The following is a 13914-nucleotide window of genomic DNA, read 5'->3' on the forward strand; positions in this document are numbered from 1 at the left end:
GCTCCTGCATCGTCTGGACTACTAATAAATACGTCTGTGCTAATTAGATCGGAAGCAGAAGTCCAACCATAACCCCAACTATCAAGTGCCGATGCTAGTCCACTATAAAACACAAAGGATAATGTAATTAGCAATGTCGACTTAACGCAAAATCTGCTCACTGATATTATTTCCTTTAATTAATTATTCATTGTGTTAAGTGGAAATTAAATCATTTAAAGCTGTGGCCGCACGGAACGGGACAGTTCACGCCCTTGTGCGTCATAGGTAAATTCAGTGATCTTGCCGGGTTCAGTAATACGCACCGGCAGGCGATAATCGGTATGCCACTCGGTGGTGATGGTACGGGCTTCTGGCGTGCCGGCGGCTTCAGTGCGGGATAACTCCAAACCGCGGTTGTCGCGGGTATAGGTCGTCAGATGACCCTGCCAGTCGGTTTTGGAGGTCATGAAACCATTGGCATCATAGGTGTAGGCTTTATTGGCTCCCGCACAGCTGGCCGTAGGATGACCTTCTACTTGCGTGACTTTTTTAACTCCCAGAATATCGGTGAAATGGTAGGTGGTCTGTTTACCTAAAGGGTTGGTAACCGTAGTCGTGCCATCGGCATTAAATGCCAAAGTGTGTTTATCAACACCACCAGCATGTTCCGATGAAATAGCACGGCCTTGGTCATCATAGGTCCAAGTCGCATAGCGGTTGCCGTTCTCGTCGGTGATACCGGTTAGGGCGTGGGTGAAACTGCTGTTTTCGTAGTGGTACTGGCGGGTTTTGTTATCTTGATTGGTGACTGATATCAGGTTGTTGATGGCATCATAAGCATAGGTCAGTGTGCCATTATCTGGAGTAGTGATTATATCAATGTGGCCACTACTATCGTAATCAATTGTGATTTTTTGTCCAAAATAATCTGTAATATCACTCAACTTTCCGTATACATCTGTATAGCCGTAAGTTGTAATATGACCCTGAATATCTATATCAGAAACAATTCGTCCTGTAAGATTATAGTATTCAGTATTACCACGACCATAAGTTAAGGTATATCCGGTTAACGTTTCTTTGATGACATATTTTGAATCCAAATCACCCACCCAAACACCATCAATTTTTGTTTGGATTTCCGCATATCCAGTGGAACGAAGTATAGTCATCGTATCATTATTCCGCGACAAGCTACGAAATATTGGAGAGCTCCAACCCAGGCCAAAACCATAGTCAATCGGCTGATATCGCTCACTATTGTAAGATCTCTCGATAGAAAGACCACTTACCCTTTGATAGTCTGGTTCATGCTGGTATTTATTACCGACAGAGATAAGAATCGGATTGCCCGCATATGGAGAAGAACACGAGTAACCTGCATGCTTACTAGGCATATTATTGCCAGTAGGATAATAGTATTCATCTAATACCTCATCGGGCACCCACATACTATTTTGATAGTGCCAGAGCCTATACTTCCCTGCACCTCCAGGTAAACAGCTATAAGAATGAAAACTGGAGGAACGTGCGTCCATTAGCCGATTCGCATCAGTATGACACGCTTCATATGCACTATCTTGTGTAGGAAAATAATGAGATCCGGCGTGTACATTTGACAAATAGAAGAACCAAAGCACCGCGACAAGAATGGTATTAGAAGCCAATTTTTTATTAGTACCACCCAACACAGCCACGTTTTTTAGGTGCACCCTTATATTTGATTTACCATTCACTTGCTCGACCTCTATTTATTGTGCAGTTTCGAAAGCTATTTGCCTTTCCGTTATATACATAGCGGGCCACTCCCCGCACACGGTCTTACGAGCTCGTTCTCCTTGACGGTTGTAGCCAAAGGTGGAGACATCATTGACATCGACTTGCGGCCCGTCGACAGCCTCAAACTGTTATAGGTGTAACAGGTGATTTGATCCGCAATAGCAAGATCCGGCAGTCGAGGACTCTCATAACGGTTAAAGCCAGTAAGTATTTGCATTTATTATATTAATGAGGAAAGTCCGTTAGAGCTGTGTCCGCACGGAACGGGACAGTTCACGCCCTTGTACATTTCGAGTAAATTCTGGAGCCTCGCCAAGCTTGGTGCTTTGAACGTTATAAACCCCAGAACAAAAACCCAGGATTAACATTTGCTTGTCTGAGGAAAAATTGAAGGGTTATTTACTGGCATCCAATGACTATCCGTAGCCGCTTCTAAGTCCATTTTTTGTAACCTAATTATTATATTCTTTAGATGTTTGTGATAATTTTTTGGTCAGCAGAATGCTTGCTAATGATCACACGAACATCTTTACTATTTCAATACTTTTTTTCATATAAAATCATATAGCGTAGTTAATCAAATTAACGTAGATAATGTTTTCCAGAACTATCCCTGCTACCAAGAGCAACGTACCATTTCTTTTAAAATATTAAGTGAACACCACACTAACCATATCTAAGCTGTGGAAGGTTTAGCTGCCCAATCAAGAGTAACTCAACGGAAGTCCCGCGACGAAACATTCAGCCCACCCAGCCAGTCACTATAATCCTCCAACCTATGAGCAACCAGGTGCACCACCTGCCCCTCGCGCTGTACTTGGCCATTAACCATCAGTAACCGAGCGTTCAGCACCACCTGACGAAATCGCTCCAGTGTCTTGGGCCAGATGACCAGATTGATCTGGCCGCTCTCATCCTCCAGGGTGGCAAACAGTACACCGCTGGCGGAGTGCGGCCGCTGGCGGCCGATCACCAGGCCGGCCGCACGCAACCAGGTGCGGTCGTGTGTCGCCTGTATCTCGGCCGCCGTACGCACCCCGGCACGGCGTAAGCGGGTACGCAGCAGTTGCAGCGGGTGCCGCCGAAGTGACAGACCCAGGGCCTCATAATCGGCATACACCGCTTCCCCCAGTGACGGCTCCGGCAACACTACGCCCTGCTCTGCCGCCGGGACCTCAAACAACGGGGTCGGCGTCTCGACGCCGAGTACCTGCCACTGCGCCTGATAGCGGTGGCCACCCAGGCTGACCAAGGCATCGGCAGCGGCCAGGGCCTGCAGGTCGCGCTCATTGAGCCGGGCGCGTCGGGATAGATCGCCGATATCGTCAAACTGTTTAGCCCGGCGTGCTGCCACCAACCGTGCCGCGCCGGTACCCGAGAGTTCATTGACCAGGCGCAGTCCCAGCCGCAATTCTGGCCGGGTATTCCGACCCCGCTCCAGGGAACAGTCCCAGTGGCTGTGGCAGACATCCACCGGGCGTACCTGCACACGGTGACGCCGGGCATCCTGGATCAGTTGTGCCGGGGCATAAAAGCCCATCGGCTGACTGTTGAGCAGACCGCAGAAAAAAGCCGCCGGTTCATGGCATTTGAGCCAGGCCGAGACATAGGCCAGCAAGGCAAAACTGGCGGCGTGGGACTCGGGAAAACCGTACTCGCTGAAGCCCTTGATCTGGTTAAAGATGCGTTCGGCAAACTCTTCGCTATAGCCGCGCTGGTGCATACCATCGAACAGCTTGCGTTGAAATCCCTCGATACCGCCGCGGCGGCGCCAAGCGGCCATGGCTCGGCGCAGGGCGTCGGCTTCACCGGCGGAAAAACCGGCCGCCACCATAGCCAGTTCAATCGCCTGCTCCTGAAACAGGGGCACACCTAAAGTGCGCTCCAACACACCCCGCACTTCCTGACTGGGGTACTCCACCGGTTCCAGTCCCTGACGACGGCGCAGATAGGGATGCACCATATTCCCCTGGATTGGTCCCGGACGCACGATGGCCACCTCAATCACCAGGTCGTAAAAACAGGCCGGGCGCAGCCGCGGCAGCATGGTCATCTGGGCACGGGATTCGATCTGGAACACACCGACGGTATCGGCCCGGCCGATCAGGGCGTAGGTAGCCGGGTCCTCGGATGGAATATCCTGCATTCGAAACGGCTGGCCCCGATAGTTGCCAATCAGTGCCAGGCTGCGGCGGATGGCACTGAGCATACCCAGCGCCAACACATCGATCTTCAGCAGTCCCAAGGCCTGCAGATCATCCTTATCCCACTGGATGACGGTGCGCTCGGGCATGGCGGCATTTTCGATCGGCACCAGCCAGTCGAGCCGTTCCCGGGCAATGACGAAGCCCCCCACATGTTGCGAGAGGTGGCGCGGAAAGCCGATCAATTGCCCGGTCAACGCCAGCAACCGGCGCAGTGCCGGTTGCATCGGATCGAACCCCAGGTCACGAATACGCTCCCTATTCAGGCGGCGGCCGTCCCACCAGCTGTGGGTGGTGGCCAAGCGGTCCAGGGTATCGGTATCGAAGCCCAGCGCCTTGCCGGTCTCACGCAGGGCGCTGCGGGTGCGATAGGTGATTACCGTGGCGGCCAGGGCGGCTCGGTGGCGACCATACTTTTCATAGAGGTACTGGATCACCTCCTCGCGCCGCTGATGCTCGAAGTCCACATCGATGTCAGGCGGTTCGTTGCGCTCCCTGGAGATAAAACGCTCGAACAGGGTCGACAGGCGCGAGGGATCCACCTCGGTGATACCCAGGGCGTAGCAGACCGCCGAGTTGGCCGCCGACCCCCTCCCCTGGCAGAGGATCTGCCGTTCTCGGGCAAAGCGTACGATGTCGTGTACGGTGAGAAAGTAGGGTTCATAGTGCAGTTCGCCGATCAGCTGCAGCTCATGCTCGATCTGCTGGCGCACCTTGGGAGGTGCCCCGTCAGGCCAGCGTACCCGCATGCCGGCCTCGGTCAGGGCGCGCAGATGAGCTGCCGGAGTAAGACCCGGCGGCACCAGTTCATCGGGGTACTCGTACCGCAGCTCATTCAGGTTGAAGTGGCAGCGCCCGGCGATAACGCAACTCTGTTGCAGCCACTCCCGAGGATAGATCCGGGCCAGGGTCGCCAGGGGCCGCAGATGACGCTCCGCATTGGGATAGAGTGCCCAACCGGCCTGCGACAACGTGGTACGGTGATGGATAGCCGTTACCAGATCCTGCAGCGACTGGCGTTCACGCCGGTGCATGTGCACATCGCCGGCGGCCACGATGGGTAACTCGAAAGAGTCGGCACCGGCGCGCAGCGCCTGTAGTTGCCGTTGCTCATCGCCTATGAGTAGTCGATTGGCTTCCAGCCACAGCCGCCCGGCAAAACGCTCCACATAGTGGCCCATCTGGTGCGTATCCTGCGGATCGTTGGGGCGCAGCAATACCAGGCAACCCGGTAGCTCATCCAGATCATCGCGGGCCAGCCGGTATTGTCCTTTTTCAGCGGCCCGCCTGGCCCGGGTGATCAAGGCACTCAAACCGGCGTAGGCTTGACGGTCGGTAGCCAGCAACACTAACCGGTCCCCCTCCTCCAGGTAAAACTCGCTACCGATAATCAACGGCAGTTTCTGTGCCTTGGCCTCTTCATGAGCCCGCACTACGCCAGCCAGGGAGCATTCATCGGTCACGGCCAATGCCCGATAGCCCAGCTCAGCGGCTTGGGCCACCAGCTCCTCCGGATGCGAGGCACCGCGAAGAAAAGTGAAGTTGGAGAGGCAGTGCAACTCGGCATATTCAACCGCTGGCATATTCACCTCAACCAAAGCGGCCGTGCAGGTACCAGTGCCGGTCATCCGCCTGGCGGAACAGCCACAACCGGGCACCGTGGCTATCGGTGGCGATGAAATAATCACGCCGCACCCAGCGCCCCTGCCACCAACCGCTCTCGATCCGTTCCGGTCCCTGCTCCAATCGTAGCGGCCCATCGCGCCACGGTCCCTGTGGCCCCTGCCGCAGCCGCTCAGGTGGTTCCAGCAGCCACAGCGGACGTCGCCCCGACGGGATACCTTCAGCGGAACCGTTCTGGCTCCAGGCCAATTCGGGACGGTGATCAGCCACCACCCCCAATTGCCGTACCACCTCCCGACCCAGGCGGGCCTGCAGCCGCTCCCACAAGGCCGCGCCTTCGGCGCATCCGCTGGCCCGGCCAAGAAGGCCCAGGTTGGTGTGGTCGGCCGGCTGGAACTCGGCACTGGTCAGACGCAGACCCAATACCGGTGCCGGCAATATTTCCCGTTCCAGCCGTTCCCGCCACAATTCCAACAGATAACCCGGATCACGAAGGGGCCGTAGCAGTTGCAATGAGATATCAGTGGCGGGCAGATCCGCGTACTCCAAGGTGAGTGTCAATCGATCGATCGCCGCATCACTCCCCAGCAGCACCCCACCCAACTCCTGCAACAGACGCCGCAGCCCGAACAGCAGACCGCTGCAGTGATCCACCTCGGCCGGCAACTCCAGCCGTACCTCAAATCGAAATGGCGGCTGAAAATCGGCGCGGGGATCCGAGCGATGACCCAGGGCACAATCGAGCCGCTCAAGCCACTCCTCACCAAAACGCCGCCGCAGGCCTGCCCGGGGTAGACGCAGACACTGTCCCAGATAGCGCAACCCCAGGCGGCGCAGGGCCTGGCGCTGTCTGTCCGACAGTTCCAGACAGCCGAGCGGAAGCGTCTCCAGTGCCTCACGTAGATCCTGATCCCGGATAATCACCTGCGTCTTAGGCAAGGCACTGAACCACCAGGCCGCCTGGGGATTAGGGGCGATCGCGCTGCGTGGGCGATGACCAAGCTGTCCACAGCTGGCGATCACCTGTCGGTGCAACGTCGTCACTCCACCAAACAGACGCCGGCTGGCACCGATCTCCAGCAGCAGTCCCCGAGGTGGCTGCAACACCACCCGGGAGGTGAACTGCATGGCCCAATGGGCCAGGCGTGTCAGCCCTTTGCTCTCCCGTACCGCGTCCCGATCGAGGATGGTCAAGTCCGCTATCAACAATTGGGCCTGTTTCATGCTCATGCCCTGTCGCACGCCCAGCCGACGCGCAGCCGTGTTGGCATCGAACACCTGCTGGCGACTGCCCCCCAGCTCACGAATCACTAGGGGCACGCTGTCGGCCTGGAGGGAGACAGCCAACTCCAGGGCAAGATGTGAAAAACGCAAGGCCAGCCAGAGCATCTCACACCGCCAGACAGATACCGGCGCCGGGACGGCGTCCACGGCACTTGAGCAGTTCCACGCCCAATCCCTGAGGCTGGGGCTGCAGCAACAGACGCAGGGCTGCCGGTGAGCTTTGCGTGGCGGCCGCCCGGGAACGAAACAGAAAACCGGGGCACTCGCCCTGTTCCGCTGCCAACTGCAGACGGCGCAATATCTTAGTGTTAAGAGCTTTGGGCCAAAACAGCACCGCACCACAACTGCCGGAGCGCAGGCACTGCTCCGCCACCCAGGCGGCGTCACCAACCGTATCGGGGGAGAGCCAGCGCATGCTATTCAGGGGGATTCGCGCCTGACGTAATGCCGGGGCATAGGGAATGTAAGGCGGCGAGATCCAGACTACCGGTTTTTCGGCCTGCCCCAGCTCTTCCAATAACGGGCACAGCAAGCCCAGTTCACCGATACCGTAATGATCGAGCAACAGCTCGGTGAGTGCCGAGCCCGGCCAGCCGTCACCCGCCAGCAGCCCATCCAGATCAGGATAGCCAGTAGGCAGTGTCCTGGGCCGGTGGCCGAGGAGCAGTGTATCGCCGCGCCAGACAGGGACGTTTGAGAGAAGCTCTTCCAGGATCATGGTTCTCTAACCAGAGGGAGTCGGTCACAACAGTGACGGCCGATCGATCTCGAAAATGGGAGATCAATAACTGTCGATTTCGTTCTCTATAGAATAGAGAACATATAGAGAACTTTCAATAGATCGGAATTGAAGGATCGAGACAGATATCCCTTAGCGGGATAGTGTCTGGGAACCGGTATGACCGAAGGGCGATAGCATAAACGGCATTTCCGCCACCTCGTGATGAGGTGGCGGAAATATGTTTTTTAGCGTGGCTGTCTTACCTGGGGACTTGCGGATAATAGTAGGGATATCTCACGACAGGCCCATAAACGGGTGGGCGTGGCGGATAGGGCCAGTAATAGGGAGCAACTGGCGGGTTAACGCCCCAGGGATATCCCGGATTGATGAAACCGCGCCGATAAGGGAACGAATACCGCTGCCCCATAGGAGCGGATTGTTGTGACGGGTTCTGTTTTCCCGACTGAGTCTGCGCCGCCTCTGAGGTGCTCTCCGCAGGGGCCGATGACGGCGCTGTGGCAAAACGGTTCTGCATCATGGGCATCATGGGCTGCTGTGGATTGCTCCACATGGGTGACATACCCGCACCACCATACCGGGATGCCATACCGGGCATCTGTGGCAGGTTACCGGCCTGGTCCGGCGAAGGAGTCGTGGCGAGAGGTTCACCGCCCCCCGTTGACGCGCCAAGCGGTACACCCGACGCTTCCTCGGCTCCCGCATTGGCCACTGTCTGCGGAACGCTTTCAGCACTGGCCGGGCTACTACCGGCAACTACGGCCTCGCCCACTGCGGTCTGTCCGGTTTCACCGGCCGCTTCGGTTGTCGGGACGGCTGATGGTTCGGTAGCGGCTACCGATTGGCCTGCCGCCACCTGATCATTGGGCACAATAACAGTCCCCTCCTGTGCCGGCTGATTCTCTGCCAGGCCCGGCTTCTCTTCCGCATTAGCTGAAGTCATATCCGTTGCGGGCGCATTTGCACCGGCAGCATTGGCCGCTACGGAAGGCATATCTTGGGCGCCGCCCTTGTCTGATTCTGTCATGGCCAACGCGTTTGCATTGACTGAATCAACGGCGGCTACAGGAGGTTCATTGGGTGTCACATCTGTCGTCGGATTATCGGCAACCTGTGCTGTCTTATCTACCGGTGCGGCGCTACTCGCCATCTCATCGCCAGCCCGGTTCCCCGGATTGTTGACCGTGCGTAGATAAAGCAGTCCGGCAACGATCACAATGGCCCAGATGAACGACTTTTGCCAGAATCCGAGGCCGCTTCCAGTCCGTTTGGCGGGCGGCGGCGTCTGTTTTTCAGTTGAATCAGGAGGCATGAGTCCCATCTCCTCTAAGCGCTTCTGAACATTTTCATTTCTCTTCGGTGCCACTTCCTGGACCGGCTCTTCACTAACTGCCGCCGAAGCCGCTTCCACATTCGAGGAGGAGACGGATATGTCGCCGGTCTCCTTCGTCTCGGCCAGCATAACGGCTGCGGAGGCATCACTCTCAGGTAGGTTTTCAGCTGCGGTCGGTTGATCCGGGGCTTTCTCTGGTGCTGGAGCGGATGCCTCGTTAACCGCCGGCAATTCGGCCGCATCGTTTTTCGATGTACTTTTACTGGCAGCGATACCGCTCTTTCTGGCGGCCTTTTTCTTCGGGGCTGCTTTTTTCTTGACGCTGACCTTCTTTTTCGCTGCGGTATTGGCTTGTGGTGTCTTTTTCCTGACGGCCTTTTTCTTTGGCGCTGCCGTTTTTTCGGCAGAGACTTCACCTTCAGCCTGTTTCGGTACCTCGTTCAGATCATCCTCAGCCATGTGCTCTACTCCTGAATCATATCCGTTTATCCCGGCAGCCAGCCTATCGCCTGCTGTAGCCGGATTCTATGTGCTGGATCAATCCTAGCAGCAGTAACCGGCCGATCAGGCATTGGATATCTTTATATGGCTATAGAGTGGCGCTTGCGCAAGGCCTGTTAAGCAGCCTTACTTCAGTGAGCCAAGCAAAGCGGCAATCAAGGTGATTACCTGTTCCATGCCACGTCCGATATGTGCTTCGATCTCCTTCATGGTTATAGGGCCATCCCCTCTGCCGGCCGCCCAGTTGGCGACCACGGCACAGCAAGCATATTCCAGTTCCAGTTCCCTGGCGAGTGAGGTTTCCGGCATGCCGGTCATCCCGACCAGGGTACAACCGTCTCGTTCCATTCGATTGATTTCCATGGCCGTTTCCAGTCGCGGCCCCTGGGTGGCACCGTATATACCGTTGTCGACTACCGGTATCCCCACCTTTTTGGCAACCGCTATCAGATTCTGGCGAAGTGATTCACTATAGGGGTGGGTGAAATCAATATGGGTCACCTGGCTCAGGTCGTGCTCGAAGTAAGTGTGGTCTCTGCAGTAGGTGTAGTCGATAATCTGGTCCGGAATGGCAATCACCCCCGGGGCCATATCCGCACCGATGCCGCCCACCGCGGCGATAGCTACTATTCGCTTTGCACCGATATGCTTTAACGCCCAGATATTGGCGCGGTAATTAACCTTGTGGGGAGGAATGGTGTGTGCCGTTCCGTGGCGCGGTAGAAAAGCCACCTTTTTATTTTTGAAAACACCGTGCGCAACCGGTGCTGACGGCTCCCCGTAGGGGGTATGAATCACTTCACGCCGGGTTATCTCCAGTTCTTCAAGTTTGCTAAACCCCGAGCCACCAATTATCGCCAAATCAGTCACGATCTTCGTCCTATGTTGTCCATTATCTCTGCACTCATGGATTGCGCGCCACGCTTACCCTGCCTTGCGTTGGCAACCACGCCTCCGATTGGCCACAGTCTAATGCAATCCACATCACTCTGTCCCCGCACATCCGGGTAAAATCCACTCCAGTACAACCGCCGTTCTATGAGTCAAAGAAAAAGCCGGTTACCAAGTGGTAACCGGCTTTCTGCCGATACGCGGCCATCCATCGATAGCCTGTGTACGCGCTACGCCTTATAGGCCCTCGGCATTCTCGGCCAGATAAGTGGCTACACCATCGGGGGAGGCCGACATGCCCTTCTCACCCTGCTTCCAACCTGCCGGACACACTTCACCGTGCTCTTCGGTAAACTGCAGCGCATCGATCATACGCAGCATCTCGTCAATATTGCGACCCAAGGGCAGGTCATTGACCACTTGATGACGAACCACACCCGCCTTATCGATCAGGAAGGAGCCACGGAATGCGACCGCGCCATCTGGTGTCTCTACGTCATAGGCCTTGCAGATGGCGTGCGTCATATCGGCCACCAAGGTATAACCGACTGGTCCGATACCGCCCTGATTGATCGGGGTATTGCGCCAAGCGTTGTGGGTGAAGTGGGAGTCGATAGAGATACCGACCACTTCCACGTTGCGTTTGCTGAACTCTTCTAGCCGGTGATCAAATGCGATCAATTCGGAAGGACAAACAAAGGTAAAATCGAGGGGATAGAAAAAGAGTACCTTGTACTTCCCGGCAGTTGCCTCTTTTAGGTTATAGCTGTCGACAATCTCTCCACTGCCCAGTACGGCCGGTGCGGTAAAATCAGGTGCTTCACGTCCTACAAGTACGCCCACTTTATGAATCCTCTAAATGGTTGGTTTATGTTCTGGATATTAGATCCACTCTAATATTTGGCCGATTATGCCACAGGAATAAATTTAATTTAACGGGTAGTTTGCCCGGCTATTACAGATCCAGATCCAACGCCGGATTCTCTTCATATCGGGCAATGATATCCAGCGCATGCGTCCATCTCGGATCGAGATGCAGTGCGTCCCTGGAAAGCGCCTTGCGCCCATGCATACGTATCAAGCGCATTTGTGCTGCCGGATCACTGTAATCCGCCAATGATTCAAGGACTTCCACCGCGCCTGCCGGATTGTTGCAGACCAGAACCATATCGCAGCCGGCCGCCAGGGCGGCTTGGGCACGCTGCGCATAATTACCCGCCCCCTCCGCGGCGGCCATCGTCAGATCGTCACTGAAGATGACACCGTGGAATCCCAACTGGTCACGCAAGATATGCTGTAGCCAGAAGCGGGAGAAACCCGCCAGTTCCGGATCCGCCTGATCATAGATCACATGCGCAGGCATGATGGCATCCAGGCCATAATCGATCATGCGTTGGAAAGGGAGCAGATCTTCCATCATCAGGTCGCCGACAGGACGGTGATCGACAGGCAGTTCACAATGGGAATCCTCGGTCACCCCACCGTGCCCTGGAAAGTGTTTCCCCACTGCCGCCATGCCCGCTTCATGCGTACCGATCATCCAGGCGTGGGCCAATTCCGCCACGATCAGCGGTTTCGAGCCGAAAGCCCGATCGCCGATCACGCTACTGAGGCCCAGCCCCAGATCCAACACCGGTGCGAAACTGAAATCCACCCCGACCGCACGCAACTCGGCGGCCATCAACCAACCAATCCGCTGTGCCGTGTCCTTGGCTTTTTTCGCATTGATCCGGTTGAGTTCGCCAAACCAGGCAGCCGGAGGAAGGCGGGTAAACCCCTCCCTGAAACGCTGTACCCGGCCCCCCTCCTGATCGACCGCCACCAGCAGAGGTGGCGAACGGAGGGCATGAATCTCTTCTATCAATGCAGCGACCTGTCCGGGCGATTCATAGTTCCGGCTGAATAGGATCACGCCACCGGCGGCCGGATGACGCAACCATTCACGTTCATCATCCGTGAGTGCAGCTCCCTGGAGATCCAGCATAAGAGGGCCATGGCTCATTGGGCGAATTCCTTGATCATCGTTTTTATCAATCGGCTATACTGTGCGGCTTGCGTTGACCGAGCATTACAGAATAAACCGATTCGGAAGTAAAGATGCGTCTTATTGCCTTACCTTTGAGCTTGATCCTCCTCTTTGCCACATCAATGTTACGTGCTGCGGAAGAGCAGACCGCTGAGGAACAAGCACCCAAAGTGATCGCTTATTACGAGCTCGCTCCTTCTATCGTGGTCAACGTCAAGGGGAAAGCCAAGTATATTCGTTGTGATGTACAACTGATGACCCGGGATGAAAATCGTTTGCCCGCCATTAGCCTGCACGCCCCGGCACTGCGCCACGAGTTAATTTTGTTGTTGAGCGATCAACAGGGGGATGAAATCCGCACCACCAAAGGAAAAGAGCGGTTGCGCAAGGTCGCGCTCAAGGCACTACGAAAAGTGATGAAGCAGTTGGAGGGCGAAGAGATGATCGACGACCTCTTCTTTACCACCTATCTGGTGCAATAGCCCCGATCAGTTTAAAAATGCTCCCGGATATCCACCACCGTACCCACAGACACTCGGTTAAAGAGTTCCATTAACTCTTTGTTGCGCATCCGGATACAACCATGGGATGCCGCCTGCCCCATCGGTTCGGAGTCCGGTGTACCGTGGATATAGATAAATCGCCGCAGGCTGTCGACACGGCCGCCTCGATTCTTACCCGGTTCTAATCCGCTTAGCCAGAGAATACGGGAGAGAATCCAGTCACGTCCCGGGTTGGCCGCAGCCAGTTCGGGCGTATAGCGCTCGCCAGTGGGTCGCCGCCCGATAAACACACTGTTTTCCGGCAGTCCCTCACCGATCTTCAGGCGAATCCGGTGCAGGCCACATGGCGTACACTCGCTACCGGCTCGCTCGCCCGGACCGTTGCTGGCCGTTGAAACGGCATAGCAGGCGACACAATCGGTTCCGTGCAGCAGTCGCAGTTGCTGTAGCTGCAAATCAATTTGAATGATTGGGTCCTGATCGTTTACCACTGGGAGTAAGGGTGCTTGACCAGGTTGGAGTTGTAGTAGCGCGGATCGCCGGAGACCTCGTCGCCCGCCCAAGGTGGCAGCTCGAATGACTCATCCTCACTGCTCAGTTCCACTTCCGCCATCACCAGGCCGCGATTTTCGCCGGCAAACAGGTCCAGATCCCAGATGTGATTGCCCCATTTAACCTGGTAGCGCGTCTTATCGATAAACGGTTGCAGGGCGATCTGTTGCAGCATCTGTTCGGCATCTGCCAGGGGAATCGGATACTCGAATTCAGCCCGTGAGATACCGGTGGTGGCGCTTTTTATATTCAGATGCGCCACGCCATTCGCTACACGAATACGCACGGTGGCATTCGGCTGGTTAGCGATATAGGCCTGTTTAAGCACCGATTCCGAAACGACTCCACTCTTCCATTTATCGTTTATTACTATGAATTTACGTTCTATTTCTAAAGCCATTTAAAAAGTCCGTTCGTCGTTAGTCGCGCCATATGCGTTCCCACGCAGAGCGTGGGAACGAGTAGATAATCAGATAGTTACGTTCTCTTTCCAAAGT

The 13914-nt window shown here is 55.7% G+C and carries 11 protein-coding genes; 1 reads left to right on the plus strand and 10 read right to left on the minus strand.

The genetic code is table 11. The features are described from left to right. Positions 1 to 215: 215 nt before the first annotated feature. The 8 genes from ACQY5R_RS16600 to nagZ form a co-directional block, all read right to left on the minus strand. Positions 216 to 1718, minus strand: a complete 1503-nt coding sequence (locus tag ACQY5R_RS16600) for a DUF6531 domain-containing protein (protein ID WP_428610261.1) — start codon at positions 1716 to 1718, stop codon at positions 216 to 218. A 758-nt stretch (positions 1719 to 2476) separates the two neighbouring features. After that, positions 2477 to 5548: an error-prone DNA polymerase gene (locus ACQY5R_RS16605; RefSeq protein WP_428610262.1), complete on the minus strand. Its 3072-nt coding sequence runs from the start codon at positions 5546 to 5548 to the stop codon at positions 2477 to 2479. 7 nt (positions 5549 to 5555) lie between these two features. After that, positions 5556 to 6977 carry a Y-family DNA polymerase gene (locus ACQY5R_RS16610; protein ID WP_428610264.1) on the minus strand — a complete coding sequence of 474 codons (1422 nt, stop codon included), beginning with the start codon at positions 6975 to 6977 and terminating at the stop codon, positions 5556 to 5558. Between the two features lies 1 nt (position 6978). Next, positions 6979 to 7590: a translesion DNA synthesis-associated protein ImuA gene (gene imuA / locus ACQY5R_RS16615; protein WP_428610266.1), complete on the minus strand. Its 612-nt coding sequence runs from the start codon at positions 7588 to 7590 to the stop codon at positions 6979 to 6981. A 262-nt stretch (positions 7591 to 7852) separates the two neighbouring features. Continuing rightward, the gene (locus ACQY5R_RS16620) at positions 7853 to 9403 is read right to left on the minus strand and encodes a hypothetical protein (RefSeq protein WP_428610268.1); all 1551 of its coding nucleotides are present in this window, start codon (positions 9401 to 9403) and stop codon (positions 7853 to 7855) included. A gap of 168 nt (positions 9404 to 9571) precedes the next feature. After that, entirely contained in the window at positions 9572 to 10315 is a 744-nt protein-coding gene (locus ACQY5R_RS16625; protein ID WP_428610270.1) for an S-methyl-5'-thioinosine phosphorylase, read from the minus strand. Between the two features lie 258 nt (positions 10316 to 10573). Beyond that, positions 10574 to 11179, minus strand: a complete 606-nt coding sequence (locus ACQY5R_RS16630) for a peroxiredoxin (RefSeq protein WP_428610271.1) — start codon at positions 11177 to 11179, stop codon at positions 10574 to 10576. Between the two features lie 112 nt (positions 11180 to 11291). Then, positions 11292 to 12338 (minus strand): beta-N-acetylhexosaminidase, encoded by a 1047-nt coding sequence (gene nagZ / locus ACQY5R_RS16635; protein ID WP_428610273.1) that lies wholly within the window; start codon positions 12336 to 12338, stop codon positions 11292 to 11294. Positions 12339 to 12433: 95 nt separating this feature from the next. Between nagZ and ACQY5R_RS16640 the strand changes: the two genes are divergently transcribed. After that, entirely contained in the window at positions 12434 to 12844 is a 411-nt protein-coding gene (locus tag ACQY5R_RS16640; RefSeq protein WP_428610275.1) for a flagellar basal body-associated FliL family protein, read from the plus strand. 11 nt (positions 12845 to 12855) lie between these two features. Here ACQY5R_RS16640 and ACQY5R_RS16645 read toward each other — a convergent pair whose 3' ends face one another. Both ACQY5R_RS16645 and ACQY5R_RS16650 read right to left on the minus strand, forming a co-directional pair. After that, positions 12856 to 13332 (minus strand): L,D-transpeptidase family protein, encoded by a 477-nt coding sequence (locus ACQY5R_RS16645; RefSeq protein ID WP_428610300.1) that lies wholly within the window; start codon positions 13330 to 13332, stop codon positions 12856 to 12858. Between the two features lie 17 nt (positions 13333 to 13349). After that, positions 13350 to 13817, minus strand: coding sequence for a CYTH domain-containing protein (locus ACQY5R_RS16650; RefSeq protein ID WP_428610276.1), 468 nt, complete (start codon positions 13815 to 13817; stop codon positions 13350 to 13352). Positions 13818 to 13914: the final 97 nt, after the last annotated feature.

This window comes from Sedimenticola sp. (assembly GCF_050289425.1).
GTDB lineage: Bacteria > Pseudomonadota > Gammaproteobacteria > Chromatiales > Chromatiaceae > Sedimenticola.

Excerpts from the sequence above, each read along its gene's own strand:
- nagZ (WP_428610273.1), bottom strand. The coding sequence starts at position 12,338 with ATGAGCCATGGCCCTCTTATGCTGGATCTCCAGGGAGCTGCACTCACG.
- ACQY5R_RS16640 (WP_428610275.1), top strand. The coding sequence starts at position 12,434 with ATGCGTCTTATTGCCTTACCTTTGAGCTTGATCCTCCTCTTTGCCACA.
- imuA (WP_428610266.1), bottom strand. The coding sequence starts at position 7,590 with ATGATCCTGGAAGAGCTTCTCTCAAACGTCCCTGTCTGGCGCGGCGAT.
- ACQY5R_RS16610 (WP_428610264.1), bottom strand. The coding sequence starts at position 6,977 with ATGCTCTGGCTGGCCTTGCGTTTTTCACATCTTGCCCTGGAGTTGGCT.
- ACQY5R_RS16605 (WP_428610262.1), bottom strand. The coding sequence starts at position 5,548 with ATGCCAGCGGTTGAATATGCCGAGTTGCACTGCCTCTCCAACTTCACT.
- ACQY5R_RS16650 (WP_428610276.1), bottom strand. The coding sequence starts at position 13,817 with ATGGCTTTAGAAATAGAACGTAAATTCATAGTAATAAACGATAAATGG.
- ACQY5R_RS16620 (WP_428610268.1), bottom strand. The coding sequence starts at position 9,403 with ATGGCTGAGGATGATCTGAACGAGGTACCGAAACAGGCTGAAGGTGAA.